The sequence below is a fragment of the Mixta hanseatica genome (assembly GCF_023517775.1).
In the GTDB taxonomy this organism is placed as follows: Bacteria; Pseudomonadota; Gammaproteobacteria; order Enterobacterales; family Enterobacteriaceae; genus Mixta; species Mixta hanseatica.
In genome coordinates, this window is sequence record NZ_CP082904.1 from 2041523 (window position 1) to 2058797 (window position 17275).

Below are 17275 nucleotides of genomic sequence, written 5' to 3' on the forward strand. Positions count from 1 at the left end.
CATCAGAACGGCCAGCGCAATCTGTTGCGGCAGGGACTATCCTTAGTTAACAGGCTTTAAAAAAGGCATTTTGCGCTTATCCCTGCAAAACAAGAGGTTGAAGCAAATATCATTATCACTAACATAGTGGGATAAGCCTGTTAGGCATCGCACCGCGAGGTAATACACAATGCAATCTGCAAATCCGGCCTCTTTCTCTCCAGATGAGTTTATCTGGAAGGGTTTGACCCTTACTGACAGCGCAGCGCAGCAAATTAAAGCGCTTGCCGCTAACGATCCGCATGTTTTAGGACTGCGGCTGGGCGTAAAACAGTCCGGCTGCGCGGGTTTCGGCTATACCATGGACCTGGTGAAAGAGCCAGCAGCTGACGATCTGCTGTTTACTCATCAGGGCGCAACGCTGTACGTGCCGCTTCAGGCGATGCCCTTTATTGATGGTACGCAGGTAGATTTCGTTCGCGAAGGTCTGAATCAGGTATTTAAATTTAATAATCCTAAAGCTCAACACGCCTGCGGTTGTGGTGAGAGCTTTGGCGTTGAGTAATAGTGCTATGTCCCGAAACAGTGAAGCATCAGATGACGTACAAATCTGGGAAGGCGGCCGCAAAAATTATAAAGAAGGCTTCTTTACCCAACTGCAAACCGATGAGCTGGCGCACGGCATCAGCGAAGAGGTAGTGCGCGCGATTTCCGCCAAGCGTAACGAGCCAGAGTGGATGCTGGAGTTCCGTCTGAAAGCCTATGAAGCCTGGCTGCAGATGGAAGAGCCGCACTGGCTGAAAGCCCATTACGATAAGCTCGATTATCAGGATTACAGCTACTATTCGGCTCCTTCCTGCGGCAACTGCGATGACAGCTGCGCCTCAGAGCCGGGCGCGCTGCAATCTTCCGGCGGCCAGGCCAGCAGTAGCTACCTGACGCAGGAAGTGGAAAACGCCTTTGAGCAGCTTGGCGTACCGGTACGTGAAGGGAAAGAGGTGGCGGTGGACGCCATTTTCGATTCGGTATCGGTAGCCACCACCTATCGCCATAAACTGGCGGAGCAGGGCATTATTTTCTGCTCATTTGGCGAAGCTATTCAGGAACATCCGGAGCTGGTGAAGAAATATCTCGGTACCGTGGTGCCACACAACGATAACTTCTTTGCCGCGCTGAACTCGGCGGTCGCGTCCGACGGCACCTTCGTCTATATCCCGAAAGGGGTGCGCTGTCCAATGGAGCTTTCTACCTATTTCCGCATCAACGCGGCGAAAACCGGCCAGTTTGAGCGCACTATCCTGGTGGCCGATGAGGAGAGCTACGTCAGCTATATCGAAGGCTGCTCCGCGCCGGTCCGTGACAGCTATCAGCTGCATGCCGCCGTGGTAGAAGTGATCATCCATAAAAACGCCGAAGTGAAATACTCCACGGTGCAGAACTGGTTCCCGGGCGGCGAAGGCGAAGGCGGTATTCTGAACTTCGTGACCAAGCGCGCGCTGTGTGAAGGCGAGGGCAGTAAAATGTCCTGGACACAATCGGAAACCGGCTCGGCGATTACCTGGAAATATCCCAGCGTAATCCTGCGCGGCGATAACTCGATTGGCGAGTTTTATTCCGTCGCCCTGACCAGCGGCCGCCAGCAGGCGGATACCGGCACTAAGATGATCCATATTGGTAAAAACACCAAATCGACCATCATCTCGAAAGGGATTTCCGCCGGGAAAAGCCAGAACACCTATCGCGGCCTGGTGAAGATTATGCCGACGGCCACTAACGCGCGTAACTTTACCCAGTGCGATTCGATGTTGATCGGACCGGACTGCGGCGCGCATACCTTCCCGTATGTTGAAACACGCAACAATACCGCGCAGCTGGAGCATGAGGCGACCACTTCGCGCATCGGCGAAGATCAGCTGTTCTACTGCCTGCAACGCGGCATCAGCGAGGAAGATGCGATCTCAATGATCGTTAACGGCTTCTGTAAAGATGTCTTCTCTGAGCTGCCGCTGGAATTTGCCGTTGAGGCACAAAAGCTGTTGGCCATTAGTCTGGAACACAGCGTTGGTTAAGGCCAGCGCGATGCATCGTTGCCTGTGGGCAAGCGAAGGATAAAACATGTTAAGCATTAAAGATTTACAGGTAAGCATTGAAGATAAGGCCATCCTGCGCGGACTGGATCTGGAAATAAAGCCGGGCGAAGTCCATGCAATCATGGGGCCGAACGGCTCCGGTAAAAGTACGCTTTCCGCCACGCTGGCGGGCCGCGAAGAGTATGAAGTGGTGGGCGGTTCCGCCACCTTTAAAGGCAAAGACCTGCTGGAACTGTCGCCGGAAGATCGCGCCGGCGAAGGCATCTTCATGGCTTTCCAGTACCCGGTAGAAATCCCCGGCGTCAGCAACCAGTTTTTCCTGCAAACCGCCGTTAACGCGGTACGTAAATACCGTCAGCAGGAAGAGCTGGATCGCTTCGATTTCCAGGACTTTATCGAAGAAAAAATCGACCTGCTGAAAATGCCGGAAGATCTGCTGACCCGCTCAGTGAATGTCGGCTTTTCCGGCGGCGAGAAGAAACGTAACGATATTCTGCAGATGGCGGCGCTGGAGCCGGATCTCTGCATCCTTGATGAAACCGACTCCGGTCTGGATATCGATGCGCTGAAAATTGTCTCCAACGGCGTGAACTCGCTGCGCGACGGCAAGCGCGCCTTTATCATCGTGACGCACTATCAGCGCATTCTGGACTACATCAAGCCGGACTTCGTGCATGTGCTGTATCAGGGTAAAATTGTGAAATCTGGCGACTTTACGCTGGTGAAACAGCTGGAGGAGCAAGGCTATGGCTGGCTTACCGACCAGGAGTGACAACGCGCTGCAGCAGTGGCATCACCTGTTTGAATCGCGCGGCGACGTGCGTTCCCTGCAGGCGCAGCAACACTGGCAGCAGTTGATGCGGCTCGGCTTGCCGACCCGCAAACATGAAAACTGGAAATATACGCCGCTGGACGAGCTGCTCAGCCAGCAATTTGTGCTGCCTGACGCGCCGGCCCTGACGCCTGAAGACGTAGCGCGTCTGGCGCTGCCGCTTGACGCGGTGCGCCTGGTATTTGTTGACGGCCAATTTAACGCCGGGCTGAGCGATACCCAGTTCGATCGCTTTGAAGTGCAGGTAGCCAGCGCGGCAGAAAGACGCAACCTTGACGCGCCTGTGCAGCCGGAAGTGTTTTTGCATCTGACGGAAAGCCTCGCCGAGCAGGCGACTACCCTGCGTTTGCCGCGCGGCAAAGCCGCTGAGCGTCCGCTTTATTTGCTGCATATCAGCAGCGGACGGGCGGAACAGCAGCTGAATACGGTGCACTATCGTCATCATCTGCAAATTGAAGCAGGTGCTGAAGCGCAGGTTATTGAGCATTACGTTAGCCTGAACGCGCAGCCGCACTTTACCGGCGCTCGTCTGACCATGATGGTCGGCGACAATGCGCAGCTGACCCATACCAAACTTTCGTTTGAGAATGCCGGCAGCTATCACTTCGCGCATAACGATATTATTACCGGTCGCGACGCGCGCGTTAGCAGCCACAGCTTCCTGCTGGGCGCGGGTCTGAGCCGTCACAATACCAGCGCTCAGCTGAACGGTGAAAACAGCGATCTGTCGATCAACAGCCTGGTGCTGCCGGTAGATAAAGAAGTGTGCGACACCCGCACTTATCTGGAGCACAATAAAGGCTACTGCCAGAGCCGTCAGCTGCACAAGACTATCGTGCGCGATCGCGCTCGTGCGGTATTTAACGGCATGATCAAAGTGGCGCAGCACGCGCTGAAAACCGATGGTCAGATGACCAACAACAATCTGTTGTTGGGACGCCTGGCCGAAGTGGACACTAAACCACAGCTGGAAATCTATGCTGATGACGTGAAGTGCAGCCACGGCGCCACGGTTGGACGTATCGATGAAGAGCAGATGTTCTATCTGCGTGCGCGTGGTATCAGCGAAGAGGCCGCGCAGCGCATGATCGTCTACGCCTTTGCCGCAGAGCTGACAGAAGCGATTGATGATGAAACGCTGAAAGCCTGCGTGCTGGAGCGTATCGCACAACGTTTTCCCGGAGGCATTCAATGAGTTTTGATCTCGCACGCGTCAGGGCCGATTTCCCGATTCTGGCGCGCGAGGTCAACGGACAGCCGTTGGCCTACCTTGACAGCGCGGCCAGCGCGCAAAAACCGCTGGCGGTAATAAATGCGGAAAGTCATTTTTACCAGCACGGTTATGCGGCGGTGCACCGGGGGATCCATACCCTCAGCGCCGCAGCCACCACGGATATGGAAAACGTGCGCGCCCAGGCGGCGCGTTTTCTAAATGCCGCTTCGCCGGAAGAGATTGTTTTTGTTAAAGGCACCACCGAAGGCATCAATCTGGTGGCTAACAGCTGGGGCGGCAGCCAGCTTCAGCCAGGCGATAATATTATTATCACCGCTATGGAGCATCACGCCAATATCGTGCCGTGGCAGATGGTCGCGGCCCGTACCGGCGCCTCTATCCGCGTGCTGCCGCTGACCACGGACGGCGAGTTGGATATTGCGCAGCTCGCCTCGCTGATTGATAGCAAGACACGCTTGCTGGCAGTGACGCACGTCTCCAATGTGCTGGGCACCGTGAACCCGGTAAAAGCGCTGGTGGCGCAGGCGAAAGCGGCCGGGCTGGTCACGCTGGTGGATGGCGCGCAGGCGGTGATGCATCAGCGGGTGGATGTGCAGGATATCGACTGCGACTTCTATATTTTCTCCGGTCATAAGATTTATGGCCCGACCGGCATCGGTATTCTTTATGGCCGCCATGCGCTCCTGTCAGCGATGCCGCCGTGGGAAGGCGGTGGTTCGATGATTGAGCATGTGGTGCTGCCGGAAGGCACCACCTATGCGAAAGCGCCGTGGAGCCTGGAGGCGGGTACGCCTAATACCGGTGGGATTATCGGTCTGGGCGCCGCGCTGGCGTATGTCGAAGCGCTGGGGCTGGATAACATTCAGGCCCGCGAGCAGTCGCTGATGCGTTACGCGCTGGATAAGCTCGCTTCGGTGCCCGAACTGAAAATTTACGGCCCGCAGGCGCGCGCCGGGGTTATCGCCTTTAATCTGGGCAATCACCACGCCTATGATGTGGGCAGCTTCCTCGATCAATACGGCATCGCTATTCGTACCGGTCACCACTGTGCGATGCCGCTGATGCAGCATTACGGCGTTCCCGCTATGTGTCGCGCATCGTTCGCCATGTATAATAGCGAGGAAGAGGCCGATCGGCTTGCCGCTGGCCTGACACGTATTCACCGCCTGCTGGGGGGCTAAGCCGTCCGGCTGGCAAGGGAGGAAGGAATGGCGATACTGCCAGAAAAAGAGAAGCTGGTGCGCAATTTTAACCGCTGCGCCAACTGGGAAGAGAAATATCTGTATGTGATTGAGCTGGGAGGGAAACTGCCAGAATTGTCTGATTCCTTCCACCAGCCCGAGTACAGCGTTTCCGGCTGTCAGAGCCAGGTCTGGATTGTGATGCAACAGGCGGCAAACGATACCGTTGAGCTGCAGGGCGACAGTGATGCCGCCATCGTTAAAGGCTTGATTGCGATTGTATTTAGTCTTTATCAGGGCATGACGCCACAGCAGATTGTAGAGTTTGATGTGCGTCCCTGGTTTGAACAGCTGGCCTTAACGCAGCACCTCACGCCGTCCCGTTCTCAGGGGCTGGAAGCGATGATCCGTACTATCCGCACCCGCGCGCAGGCGCTTTGCTAAGCTACACTTCTCTCACACCCCGTTACGGTTAACGGGGTGCGTTTTATTCACCACGAGAGAAGCTTACATGAACCTTTACCTTCCTTTCGCCGGCTGGCTAATTTGCGCCGCGCTCTTTATACCGCGTCTGGTCAGCGCCACTGAATACCCTTTGCCTGCTGAAAACAGTCGCCTTATCGGCGAAAACAGCACGGCTTTGGTACCCAATGATAAGCGTCCGCTGGAGTCGATTGCCGCTCGCTATCAGGTAGGCCTGTTAAATATGCTGGAAGCCAATCCCGGCACCGATCCCTGGTTGCCTGCCGCAGGCAGCGAGCTGACTATCCCTCATCAGATGCTGCTGCCGGATACTAAACGCGAGGGCATCGTGGTTAACCTGGCGGAGCTGCGCCTCTATTACTATCCGAAAGGGGAGAACAAGGGGATTGTCTATCCGATCGGCATCGGCCAGCAGGGGATAATGACGCCCTCGACGGTTACCCGTATCAGTCAAAAAATCCCTAATCCTACCTGGACGCCAACGCCGAATATCCGCAAGCGCTACGCACAGGAAGGCGTTAAGCTGCCGACAGTCTTTCCCGCTGGCCCTGATAATCCGATGGGGCTGTTTGCGCTGCGTCTGGCCTACGGCAGCGGCCACTATCTGATTCATGGCACTAACGCTGACTTCGGCATCGGCATGCGCGTCAGCTCCGGCTGTATTCGCCTGCGCCCTGATGATATTGAGGCGCTGTTTAACAGCGTGTCGGAAGATACGCGGGTACAAATCGTCAACCAGCCGGTGAAGTACGCTATTGAGCCGGACGGTAAACGCTATATTGAAGTGCACCAGCCGCTGTCGCGTAATGAGCATGACGATCCGCAAACGATGGCCCTGCCGCTGAGCAAAGCGCTCAAGCGCTTTATCAACAACCCGCAGAGCGATAAAGCGCTAATTGAAGCGGTACTAAAACGCCGGTCCGGCATGCCGGTTCTGGTTAACCTGGGCGAAGCGGTAGATCATAACGAAATAGCGCCGCAGCAAGCGCTGGAAAGCGCGCAGGAGCAGAAGGCAGAGAAGGGTGGCGCTACGCTGGGAAAAAGCTGAGAAAGGCGCGCAGCGAGGACAAAAAAAATGGTGCCCATTGGGCACCATTTTTATTACACCAGTACTCTTACTTACGGTAAGAATGAGCCTGGTTGTCCAGACGCTGGTTAGCACGTGCTGCGTCGTCTTTAGCAGCCTGTACGTCAGAACGCATTGCGTTCACGTCGTTGCTCAGCTGGTCAACTTTTGCGTTCAGAGTCTGAACGTCGCTTGACAGCTGGTCGATTTTAGCGTTGCTGGAGCAACCAGCCAGCAGAGTTGAACCCAGAATTACCGCGCCCAGTACCAGTTTAGTACGATTCATTATTTATACCCTCTAGATTGAGTTAATCTCCATGTAGCGTTACAAGTATTACACAAAGTTTTTTGGTATGAGAATAAATTTTTGATGAGAACATGCTTAATTTTGCTCGTTCGCTCAAAGAAACATCTGTTATGCCAATAATGCCAAAAAATAAATCAAAACAGTCAGATTTAATTGATTTTATCTTGCCTGAAAGGCAGATTTTATTGTTATTTTCAATTGGAATTTTTAGAAATAACGGTTACGGCAAAATAAAAAAAAAGCGCCGGTTAGGCGCTTTTATCAACAAAACTGTAATTATTTACAGTACGTGAACAGATGCGGTATTTGTCGTTCCGCTTGGCACCAGGGCACCTGATACCATTACCACCACATCGCCTTTCTGACCGTAACCGCTTTCCAGCGCAATTTCTTTACCAATACGGTAGAAATCATCGGTAGAAGCAATCTCTTTCACTACGCGCGCTTCAATGCCTTTGCTCAACAGTAGCTGACGCGCGGTGATTTCGTTTGTGGTTAACGCCAGAATGGTCGCGTCCGGGAAATATTTACGCACGGACTTGGCTGATTTACCGCCTTCGGTGGCTACGACAATCAGCGGCGCTTCCAGCTTTTCTGCGGTCTCAACGGCGCCACGGCATACGGCTTCGGTGATACGCAGTTTACGGCTGTCATTCAGGGTATCGATACGCGATTTCATCACGCGATCGGTACGTTCGCAGATGGTCGCCATGATGCGCACCGATTCCAGCGGATATTTACCCTTGGCGCTTTCACCAGAAAGCATCACTGCATCCGTACCGTCAAGGATGGCGTTCGCCACGTCGCCGGCTTCCGCACGGGTAGGGCGCGGATTTTTGATCATGGAATCCAGCATCTGGGTAGCGGTAATTACCACTTTGCGGGCTTTATTACATTTCTTGATCATCATTTTCTGCGCGAAAATCACTTCTTCAACCGGGATTTCCACGCCGAGGTCGCCACGGGCAACCATGATGCCGTCAGAGGCATCGAGGATCTCATCAAAATTATTGAGACCTTCCTGGTTTTCGATTTTAGAGATGATCTGGATATGCTCGCCGCCGTGCTTTTTCAGGTGCTCACGGATTTCCAGCACGTCTGAACGCTTACGAATAAAGGAGGCCGCAACGAAGTCCACGCCCTGCTCGCAACCGAAAATCAGGTCACGCTTATCTTTTTCCGCCAGTGCCGGCAGCTGAATGGAAACGCCCGGCAGGTTAACGCCTTTGTTTTCGCCCAGGTCGCCATTATTCAGTACGGTACAAATCACGCTGTTTTCAGTGACTTCAGTCACTTCCATACCGATCAAGCCATCGTCAACCAGTACGGTGTTGCCGATTTTCAGGTCGGCAGCGAAGCCGGCGTAGGTCACCGCAACGCGTTCGCTGTTGCCAATCACTGACTGATCGGTGGTAAAGGTAAAGGTCTGACCCGCTTTCAGCGAAACATCGTTACCGCCTTCCAGTTTCATGGTGCGGATTTCCGGGCCTTTGGTATCCAGCAGAATCGCCGCCTGACGACCGGTTTTTTCCATAACCGCGCGGATATTGGCGATACGGCGACCGTGCTCTTCATAGTCACCGTGAGAGAAATTCAGACGCATAACGTTCATGCCCGCTTCCAGCAGGTTGGTTAGCATCTCTTCGGATTCAGTTTTCGGGCCGATGGTACAAACGATCTTGGTCTTTTTCATGACAAGTTATCTGTAAGTTGTGATGGATGATTAAGGTTTGAGGTCGATGCCTGGTGCATCGGGGAAATATTCATGCTCAGTGAGCGGACTGCGATACAAACTAAGAATAGGTGACAGATATAAAGCGTGCAGAGGAAGTTGAGCGATGATGTTCCATGGCCCCGATGGGCGAGTTGCGCAACTGGTTGTGAATGTAGGTAAGGGCACGTCAATTGGCTGAAACCATTCAAGTGAAACACCGGAAGATAGTATAGACGCTAAGTATACGAAAACCAATCAAAAAGCATGAAGGCAGCGGGTGTCAGATCAAGGAAAGTCACGTTGCGGCAACGCTTTTTATCCCCAACGCGTTGTGTCGCGCGCAATGATATTCGCCCTGTTAAACCAGACAGAATGCCGCCTGTATACCAGGAAAGTTCTGATATGGGCAATTTTATTACCCACAGATTTTGGGTAAAAAAATATTTTTATGTGCAATAAAACAGGCAGAAAAGGGAGGTGTTTTAAGGTTTCGGACAAAGATAAATTAAGTGCGGAGTATGCCTGATGCTGCAAAAGAGGATAACGCAGAAAAAGAGAGTGGTGCGTTCTAATGGACTCGAACCATCGACCCCCACCATGTCAAGGTGGTGCTCTAACCAACTGAGCTAAGAACGCATCATGATTTTTGGTGCGTCCGAGTGGACTCGAACCACCGACCCCCACCATGTCAAGGTGGTGCTCTAACCAACTGAGCTACGGACGCACTTTGGTGCGTTCTAATGGACTCGAACCATCGACCCCCACCATGTCAAGGTGGTGCTCTAACCAACTGAGCTAAGAACGCATCTGCCGTCTTGGGTGACGGCGGGGACGAATATTAGCGACACTGTTCATCGCTGGCAAGCAGAAACATGCAATTTTCTGCGCAACTGCCCATCAACTGTGCGACCCGCCGTTTTTTTAGACGCGACGGGCCTTTATCTTAATGTTCCGCGCGGCTCAGGATCAGTTCAGGCGGTAATTTTTGCAGCCGACGAATCCGCCACAGCATCATAATCGCCGCTGAGGTTAAGCCCAGGATAAAGCCGCACCAGAATCCCGCCGGACCCATTGGCGCGACAATCCAGTCGGTTAGCGCCAGCAGATAGCCGCTGGGTAAACCTATCACCCAATAAGCAACCAGCGTAATAAAGAAAATTGAGCGTGTATCTTTATAGCCACGCAGAATGCCGCTGCCGATCACCTGAATGGAATCGGAAAACTGGTAGATGGCGGCCAGCATCATCAGCTGCGAGGCCAGCATAACCACCTGCGGATTATCGTTATACAACAGAGCGATCTGTTCTCGGAAGGTAACGGTAAACAGCGCGGTGATGGCGGCCATCATGATGCCGACGCCCTGGCCAGTCCAGGCCGCCACCTTAGCCGCCTCAACCGACCCCTGACCGAGGCGAAAGCCGACGCGAATCGTCGTCGCAACGCCCAGCGAAAGCGGCAGTACAAACATTAATGAGCTGAAGTTAAGCGCAATCTGATGGCCGGCGACATTCACAATGCCCAACGGCGAAACCAGCAGAGCGACCACGGCAAACAGCGTTACCTCGAAGAATAGCGCCAGCGCCACCGGCAGCCCAAGGCGTATCAAACGCTTCAATACTGTCCAGTCTGGCGTACTGAAATAGTCGGGCAGGGTAATATCGCGCATTGAGCGCGCGCGCCGCACCCACAGCCGCATAACGATAAACATCACCCAGTAAACCGACGCCGTCGCCACGCCGCAGCCGACGCCGCCCAACGCGGGCATGCCAAGGTGACCGTAAATAAAGACATAGTTAACCGGAATGTTCACCAGCAGGCCGATAAAGCCCATCACCATGCCGGGTTTGGTCTTCGACAGCCCCTCGCACTGGTTACGTGCGACCTGGAAAAAGAGGTAGCCCGGCGCGCCCCATAATAAGGCGCGCAGATAGCCTACCGCCTTATCGGCTAAGGCGGGGTCGATATCATGCATCGCGTGGATCATATAGCCGGCGTTCCACAGCACAATCATAATCAGCACCGAGACCATCGCCGCCAGCCAGTAAGCCTGACGTACCTGAGCAGCGATACGCTCACGACGCCCGGAGCCGTTAAGCTGCGCCACTACTGGCGTTAGGGCCAAAATCAGACCGTGGCCGAATAAGATAGCGGGGAGCCAAATTGAGGTGCCGACCGCAACGGCGGCCATATCCGTCGCGCTAACCGAGCCTGCCATAATGGTATCGACAAAACCCATCGCCGTCTGTGCGACCTGCGCCAGAATAACCGGAATGGCAAGAGCCAGTAATTGACGCGCTTCTGTCAGGTACTTCTGCACGTATACACCTTTTTAGTTTTAAGAGATGAATAAATAACGCCCGGAGGACAGGATAATAAAGAATAGATAATGATGCACAACGCTGGTGCAGAATCATAACGACATCATACGATGAAGGAAACCGCATTTTATGGCACCCGGACGGCGCTTTTCGCCCCTTTGCCAACCTGCTCTGTGCTGGAGAGTATGGTAATATCAACAAAAACTGACCGAGGCCAATCTATGTTTACCGGAATTGTGCAGGGCACCGCAGAGCTGGTTGCCATTGAAGAAAAACCTAACTTTCGTACGCATATTGTGAAAATGCCGCCGGCATTATTACCCGGCCTGGAACTGGGCGCTTCGGTAGCGCATAATGGCTGCTGTCTGACCGTGACGGAAATTAATGGCGATCGGGTTAGCTTTGATCTGGTAAAAGAGACATTGCGCATTACTAACCTGGGCGATCTGCAGCTGGGCGACGTGGTAAATATTGAGCGTGCGGCGAAGTTCAGCGACGAAATTGGCGGTCATTTGATGTCCGGCCATATTATGACCACCGCTGAAATCAGCAAAATTATTAATGCCGAAAATAACCGTGAGATCTGGTTTAAACCGCAGGACAGCTCGCTGCTGAAATATATCCTGCATAAAGGCTTTATCGGGATCGATGGCATCAGCCTGACGGTGGGCGACGTGACCAAAACGAAATTTTGCGTGCATCTTATCCCCGAGACGCTGATGCGTACCACGCTGGGCGCCAAAAAACTGGGGCAACGGGTAAACATCGAAATCGATCCGCATACTCAGGCGATCGTGGATACGGTTGAACGCGTGCTGGCTCAGCGTGAAGCGGCGCTGGCGGCCACGCTGCAAAATAACACCGCAGAGTAAGTAATAAAAAACAGGCAACCGTGAGGTTGCCTGTTTTTTAAGTGCGCCGCAGGATATTAATGCGGTACGCGCAAGCCGCCTTCAACGCCGCGGCTGAATACCACCTGCCACAGTTGAATATCACGCGCGCGAAACGCGCCGGCGCAGGCGTTCAAATAATAGGTGAACATCCGTTTAAAGCGTTCGCCATACTCCTCAGCCAACTGCGGCCAGGCCTGCAGAAAACGTTCGTGCCATGCCATCAGCGTCGTATCATAATCGGCGCCAAAGTTATGCCAGTCTTCCATAATAAAATGCGGCTCGCTGGCTTCGGCAATATGACGTACCGACGGCAAACAGCCGTTGGGGAAGATATATTTATCAATCCACGGGTCAACGTTCATATCGGTTTTAATCGCGCCGATAGTATGCAGCAGGAACAGGCCGTCCGGCTTAAGGTTACGATCGACCACGTTAAAATAGGTCGCGTAATTTTTAGGGCCGACATGCTCGAACATGCCTACGGAAACGATGCGGTCGTACTGATTATTCAGATCGCGATAATCCTGCAGTAGAATATTGACATCAAGCCCTTCGCAGCGCTGCTGCGCCATTTTCTGCTGTTCGGCGGAGATGGTTACCCCATCGACCGTTACGCCATAGTGGCGCGCGGCAAACTCCGCCAGTCCGCCCCAGCCGCAGCCGATATCAAGCAGCTTAAGCCCCGGTTTCAACTGAAGCTTTTCGCAGATCATTTTTAGCTTCGCCTGCTGCGCCTCTTCCAGCGTTTGGGCTGTTTTCCAGTAGCCGCAAGAGTATTGCATAAAGGGATCGAGCATTAGCGAAAAAAGGTCGTTGCCTAAATCGTAGTGCTCCTTGCCAACCATCCACGCGCGTTTTTTCGACTGTAAATTAGTCAGTCGCGCTGCGGCAATACGTAACGTATCTTTGAAATGATGAGGGAGCTGTTGATCCAACTTGTGCTTTAGCACGCGATGAAAAAACATATCAAGGCGTTCACATTCCCACCAGGTGTCCATATAACTTTCGCCCAGGCCGAGGGATCCCTCCTGTAAAACGCGTTTAAAAAAGTCAGGATTTTTTACCTGAATATCCCAGGGGCGCTGACCATTGATCTCAATATCCGCCATTTCCAACATTTCATGGGCGATACGATACCAATGGTTTTCCTCCAGGTTCACTTCTTCTATGCACGATGAACTCATAGCTTCTCCATCACCTGTGTGATACGAACCTGAGAAACAGAATAGTCAATTTCTCAGGATTGTGAGAAATCTCACGGAAGACCGTGTGCCAGATATCCGACGTTAAGCAGAGGATTGAAACTGAATGAAAGCCCTGACCAGTACGCTGCCGCCTGAAAGGCGCTGGCTGGCCGGGGAAAAAGCACGTTAATTATTATAAGTGACTGCCTTGCAAGGAGTATATTCTCCCGCAAGGCATTATACAATGGCTAATAGTTAGTGCGCTAAGCATGCCGACAGCGGCGGATGCTTAATTGGAAAGGGAAGACGGCGGGCTGTTTTTCGTTTCCGCTGTGCGGTCGTGGGCTACATGCTGCAAGGCATAACCCAGCGCCACCAGGATAATCGTCGACACCATTACCGAGCTGGTGGTCAGTAAAGGCTGGGTCAGCCAGGAGGAGACGGCGAGGCTGGCGAAAAAGCACAGGCCCAGCTGCAAACAGTTCTGCAGCGCCGCAGCCTTACCAGTGTCATCCGGGAAGGGCAGCAGGGCGTTAGCCACCACGATGGGATAAATCGCGCCGTTTGCCAGCGCCATGCCGCAAAACGGGATCAGCAGGCCCCAGAGCGTAACATGGTCGCTTATCGAAACCATAAATAGTGCGGTCACGCTTAGCGCATAAAAAATCAGCAGGAACGGCAGCAGGCTGCGGCCGCTATGACGCTGAAGCGCAGAGCGACAGCCAAAGCCGCCGACCAGAAACGCCACGGTTTGCGGTAGATAGCTCAGACCGATATCAGCCGGACTCAGGCCCAGATCGTGCAGGATAAACGGCGAACCGGTTAGCCAGGCGAAAAAGCTGGCTGAGCAGGCGGCGTAAATCAGCACGTTGCCACTGTAGATACGTGACGCCAGCAGACGGAAAAAGCCGCTGCGTTGAGCGGTGGCTGCAGAGGCGGGTGCAGTTTTTTTCAGCTTCGCCGTTGCAAACAGCAGCGGCAGCGTGACCAGCAACAGCGCCAGAAAAATCGCACGCCATGAAAAATGACTGAGCAGCCAGGCACCTAACAGCGGCGCCAGCGCCGGCGACAGGGCCACTAGCGGCATGATGGTGGCAAAAACGCGATTAGCCTGCGCGCCGCGATAGCGATCGACCACCAGCGCCTGCCAGCTTACCGCCGCCGCACAGACGCCTACCGCTTGAATAAAGCGCAGGGTTAACATCTGCCAGGTGGCATTCGCCCACAGCATGCCCGCGCAGCCCAGTGCAAACAGCACGAGGCCCAACAGCAGTATCGGTCGGCGACCATAGCGATCGGAAAGCGGCCCCCACAGCAGCTGGGCGCAGGCGAAGCCGCCTAAAAATACGGTCAGGCTGGCGCTGATAATCCCAGCGGAAGTCGCAAAACTTTCCTGCATGGCGGTAAACGCCGGCAGATACATATCGGTGGCCAGAAAACCCAGCGTGCTGAGCAGGGCCAGATAGAGCATAAATCCTTTTGAACCAGGCATCTCTTTCTCGTTTATAAGCAGGTGAACAGACGGCGCGAGGGTAAAGGATGTTTTTCTCAATGTGAAACGCTAAAATTTGCCGCTTGATATCAAAATTTTTGCAGGCAAAAAATGTGGTCTGAATATGCACTGGAAGTGGTTGATGCCGTGGCGCGTAACGGCAGCTTTTCTGCTGCCGCGGAAGAGCTGCACCGCGTACCCTCAGCCATCAGCTATACGGTGCGTCAGCTGGAATCCTGGCTGGCGGTGCCGCTTTTTGAACGGCGGCATCGCGATGTGGTGCTGACCGAGGCAGGAGAGCTTTTTATTCGCGAAGGACGCGCTGTTATCAAAAAAATGCTAGCCACGCGGCGACAGTGTCAACAGGTGGCGAACGGCTGGCGCGGGCAGTTAAGCATTGCGGTGGATCGTATCGTTAAACCGCAGCGTACCCGCCAGCTGGTGCTCGATTTTTACCGGCACTTTCCGGATATGGAGCTGTTGATTACGCCGGAAGTGTTTAACGGCGTCTGGGATGCGCTGGCCGACGGACGGGTGGATGTGGCGATTGGCGCAACCCAGGCGATCCCGGTGGGCGGGCGCTTCGCCTTCCGCGATATGGGGGCGCTCAACTGGCGCTGCGTGGTCAGCGTTAATCATCCGTTAGCCGGCATAACGACCCAGCTGCAGGATGATGATATTCGTCCCTGGCCGTCGCTGGTGCTGGAAGATACCTCGCGCGCGCTGCCGCGACGTACCACCTGGACGCTGGATAATCAGCGCCGGCTGGTGGTGCCCGACTGGGAAAGCGCCTTTGATTGCCTGCGCGCCGGGCTGTGCGTGGGGATGGTGCCCGGCCACTTTGCCGCGCCGCTGCTGCAAGCCCGGCAGCTAACGGAGCTGACCTTACCGCAGCCTTTCCCGGATAGCTTCTGTTGCGTGAGCTGGTCAGAGCAAAGTAATTCACCCGCGCTGCGCTGGCTACTGGACTATCTTGGCGATACGGAAACCATCAATCGGGAATGGCTGCGTGAGGAGTAGCAGGCTCAGGAAGCGGTTTTCCTGAGCCTCAGGCATTAACGGCGGTAGTCGCGGAACGGACCGTCAGCAACGGAGCGGCGTTCAATCAGCGTAGGATGCACTTCAATGGTCTGCGGTTCTTCGCGTTTGCTGGTAATACGGTCCAGCAGCATATCGAAAGCGGTTTCGCCCAGCTGCTCTTTTGGCTGATGTACCGTGGTCAGCGCTGGGGTGAAATAGCGCGCGTTGCGCACGTTATCGTAGCCGATAACGGAGATATCCTGCGGCACGCGCAGCCCCATCTCATCCGCAGCGCAAATCGCGCCCATCGCCATAATATCACCGCCGCAGAAAACAGCGGTAGGGCGCTGCTTTTGCGCCAGGATTTGCTGCATGGCGCGATAGCCCGATTCCGGTTCAAAGTCGCCCTGCACGATCCACTCATCACGTACCGGGATGTTGGCTTCATTCAACGCTTTTACGAAACCTGCAAAACGTCCGCTGCCGGTGTTGCGCTCCATCTGGCCGGGGATCGCGCCGATGTCGCGGTGGCCGCGCTCGATCAAATAGCGCCCGGCCAGATAGCCGCCTTCAAACGCGTTATCCAGCACGGTATCGGTAAAATCGCCGCGGGATTCGCCCCAGTCCATCACCACCATAGGGATATTGCGGTTCTCCTCAAGCATCTTCAGCAGTGCTTCAGGATACTCAGAACACATTACCAGCAGGCCATCCACGCGCTTCTGCGCCATCATGGAGAGGTAAGCCTGCTGTTTCTGTAAATCGTTGTGGGCATTGCCCAAAATCAGGGTATAGCCGCGAGCGAAACAGCGCGTTTCCACCGCTTCTATAATCTCAGCGAAATAGGGCGCTTCGCTGGAAGTCGCCAGCAGACCAATCGATTTGGTATGGTTAACCTTCAGGCTGCGCGCAACGGCACTGGGCGAATAGTGTAATTCTTTGATGGCTGCCCAGACGGCCTCTCGGGTCTCTTCCGCGACAAAACGCGTTTTATTGATGACGTGCGATACCGTAGTAGTGGAAACGCCGGCACGCTTTGCGACATCTTTGATTGTTGCCATTAAAAAGATACTCCTGCGCCTGACGTAATAGTCTGATCAGGCTAATGTTAATCGTTTGCGTCCGCATGGCGTTATTCAGCACGCATAAAGGTGAAATTGGCGGGCTGAGGTACGTCTGATAGGCGGGACGTCTTTAAAATAAGGGTTGGCAACGGTGGTTTTTTGTCGTTGCGCAACGCAAGGCGGGGATTCTATCAAGGTGGCGCAAAGAAAACGAGATTTTTACCAGGGAGTATGGGAAAATCTATACCGTTATTTTTTGTGTGGTTAAAGGAGAGGGTGAATGAGCACCGATTTAAAACTATCAATAGGCACCACGGTTGCGGCATTGCTGATGATTATTGCATTTAGCTTCACTGCCGTAATGCACTGATCGCAGCACGAAGGATAAAAAAAGCCTGTCACTAAGACAGGCTTTTTT

General features: G+C 54.0%; 17 protein-coding genes and 3 tRNA genes. 11 read left to right on the top strand and 9 right to left on the bottom strand.

All coding sequences use genetic code 11. The annotated features are described in order from the left end of the window. Nucleotides 1-169 precede the first annotated feature (169 nt). The 7 genes from sufA to K6958_RS09940 all read left to right on the top strand — a co-directional run bounded on the left by sufA (nucleotide 170) and on the right by K6958_RS09940 (nucleotide 6847). Nucleotides 170-544, top strand: coding sequence for a Fe-S cluster assembly scaffold SufA (gene sufA, locus K6958_RS09910; RefSeq protein WP_249894473.1), 375 nt, complete (start codon nucleotides 170-172; stop codon nucleotides 542-544). 7 nt (nucleotides 545-551) lie between these two features. Further along, on the top strand, nucleotides 552-2048 hold the full coding sequence (sufB, locus tag K6958_RS09915) for a Fe-S cluster assembly protein SufB (RefSeq protein WP_249894474.1): 1497 nt from the start codon (nucleotides 552-554) through the stop codon (nucleotides 2046-2048). A gap of 46 nt (nucleotides 2049-2094) precedes the next feature. Next, nucleotides 2095-2841, top strand: a complete 747-nt coding sequence (gene sufC, locus K6958_RS09920) for a Fe-S cluster assembly ATPase SufC (RefSeq protein ID WP_249894475.1) — start codon at nucleotides 2095-2097, stop codon at nucleotides 2839-2841. Next, nucleotides 2816-4096 (top strand): Fe-S cluster assembly protein SufD, encoded by a 1281-nt coding sequence (sufD, locus tag K6958_RS09925; protein ID WP_249894476.1) that lies wholly within the window; start codon nucleotides 2816-2818, stop codon nucleotides 4094-4096. The genes sufC and sufD overlap by 26 nt, the downstream gene beginning before the upstream one ends. Beyond that, entirely contained in the window at nucleotides 4093-5316 is a 1224-nt protein-coding gene (sufS, locus tag K6958_RS09930; RefSeq protein WP_249894477.1) for a cysteine desulfurase SufS, read from the top strand. Before sufD ends, sufS begins: the two co-directional genes overlap by 4 nt. Nucleotides 5317-5343: 27 nt before the next feature. Beyond that, nucleotides 5344-5760 carry a cysteine desulfuration protein SufE gene (sufE, locus tag K6958_RS09935; RefSeq protein WP_249894478.1) on the top strand — a complete coding sequence of 139 codons (417 nt, stop codon included), beginning with the start codon at nucleotides 5344-5346 and terminating at the stop codon, nucleotides 5758-5760. Between the two features lie 67 nt (nucleotides 5761-5827). Beyond that, complete coding sequence (locus tag K6958_RS09940) at nucleotides 5828-6847, top strand: L,D-transpeptidase family protein (protein ID WP_249894479.1); 1020 nt, start codon at nucleotides 5828-5830, stop codon at nucleotides 6845-6847. Nucleotides 6848-6914: 67 nt separating this feature from the next. Here the strand turns inward: K6958_RS09940 and K6958_RS09945 are convergent, their stop codons facing one another. After that, nucleotides 6915-7151, bottom strand: a complete 237-nt coding sequence (locus K6958_RS09945) for a major outer membrane lipoprotein (RefSeq protein ID WP_002908860.1) — start codon at nucleotides 7149-7151, stop codon at nucleotides 6915-6917. A gap of 92 nt (nucleotides 7152-7243) precedes the next feature. On the opposite strand from K6958_RS09945, the gene K6958_RS09950 reads away from it, so the two are divergent. Then, nucleotides 7244-7465, top strand: coding sequence for a hypothetical protein (locus tag K6958_RS09950; RefSeq protein ID WP_249894480.1), 222 nt, complete (start codon nucleotides 7244-7246; stop codon nucleotides 7463-7465). Here the strand turns inward: K6958_RS09950 and pykF are convergent. From pykF to K6958_RS09975, 5 genes are all read right to left on the bottom strand, one after another. Beyond that, nucleotides 7453-8865: a pyruvate kinase PykF gene (gene pykF, locus K6958_RS09955; RefSeq protein ID WP_249894481.1), complete on the bottom strand. Its 1413-nt coding sequence runs from the start codon at nucleotides 8863-8865 to the stop codon at nucleotides 7453-7455. The two genes, K6958_RS09950 and pykF, sit on opposite strands and share 13 nt — an antisense overlap. Before the next feature lie 580 nt (nucleotides 8866-9445). Beyond that, nucleotides 9446-9522, bottom strand: a tRNA-Val gene (locus tag K6958_RS09960). 11 nt (nucleotides 9523-9533) lie between these two features. Then, nucleotides 9534-9610: transfer RNA gene (locus K6958_RS09965), tRNA-Val, on the bottom strand. A gap of 4 nt (nucleotides 9611-9614) precedes the next feature. Continuing rightward, nucleotides 9615-9691, bottom strand: a tRNA-Val gene (locus K6958_RS09970). Nucleotides 9692-9829: 138 nt separating this feature from the next. Further along, nucleotides 9830-11203: an MATE family efflux transporter gene (locus K6958_RS09975; protein WP_249894482.1), complete on the bottom strand. Its 1374-nt coding sequence runs from the start codon at nucleotides 11201-11203 to the stop codon at nucleotides 9830-9832. Between the two features lie 222 nt (nucleotides 11204-11425). Between K6958_RS09975 and K6958_RS09980 the strand changes: the two genes are divergently transcribed. Further along, a complete protein-coding gene (locus tag K6958_RS09980; protein ID WP_249894483.1) occupies nucleotides 11426-12076 on the top strand; it encodes a riboflavin synthase subunit alpha in 651 nt (216 codons plus the stop codon). 56 nt (nucleotides 12077-12132) lie between these two features. Here K6958_RS09980 and cfa read toward each other — a convergent pair whose 3' ends face one another. Both cfa and punC read right to left on the bottom strand, forming a co-directional pair. Continuing rightward, nucleotides 12133-13281, bottom strand: coding sequence for a cyclopropane fatty acyl phospholipid synthase (cfa, locus tag K6958_RS09985; protein ID WP_249894484.1), 1149 nt, complete (start codon nucleotides 13279-13281; stop codon nucleotides 12133-12135). Between the two features lie 289 nt (nucleotides 13282-13570). After that, nucleotides 13571-14773 carry a purine nucleoside transporter PunC gene (punC, locus tag K6958_RS09990; RefSeq protein ID WP_249894485.1) on the bottom strand — a complete coding sequence of 401 codons (1203 nt, stop codon included), beginning with the start codon at nucleotides 14771-14773 and terminating at the stop codon, nucleotides 13571-13573. 111 nt (nucleotides 14774-14884) lie between these two features. Here punC and punR point away from each other — a divergent pair, with 111 nt between their 5' ends. Continuing rightward, nucleotides 14885-15793 (top strand): DNA-binding transcriptional activator PunR, encoded by a 909-nt coding sequence (gene punR / locus K6958_RS09995; protein ID WP_249894486.1) that lies wholly within the window; start codon nucleotides 14885-14887, stop codon nucleotides 15791-15793. Between the two features lie 35 nt (nucleotides 15794-15828). On the opposite strand, the gene purR is transcribed toward punR, so the two are convergent. Next, on the bottom strand, nucleotides 15829-16854 hold the full coding sequence (gene purR, locus K6958_RS10000) for an HTH-type transcriptional repressor PurR (protein ID WP_249894487.1): 1026 nt from the start codon (nucleotides 16852-16854) through the stop codon (nucleotides 15829-15831). A 283-nt stretch (nucleotides 16855-17137) separates the two neighbouring features. Between purR and cydH the strand changes: the two genes are divergently transcribed. Continuing rightward, nucleotides 17138-17227, top strand: coding sequence for a cytochrome bd-I oxidase subunit CydH (gene cydH / locus K6958_RS10005; RefSeq protein WP_249894488.1), 90 nt, complete (start codon nucleotides 17138-17140; stop codon nucleotides 17225-17227). Nucleotides 17228-17275: the final 48 nt, after the last annotated feature.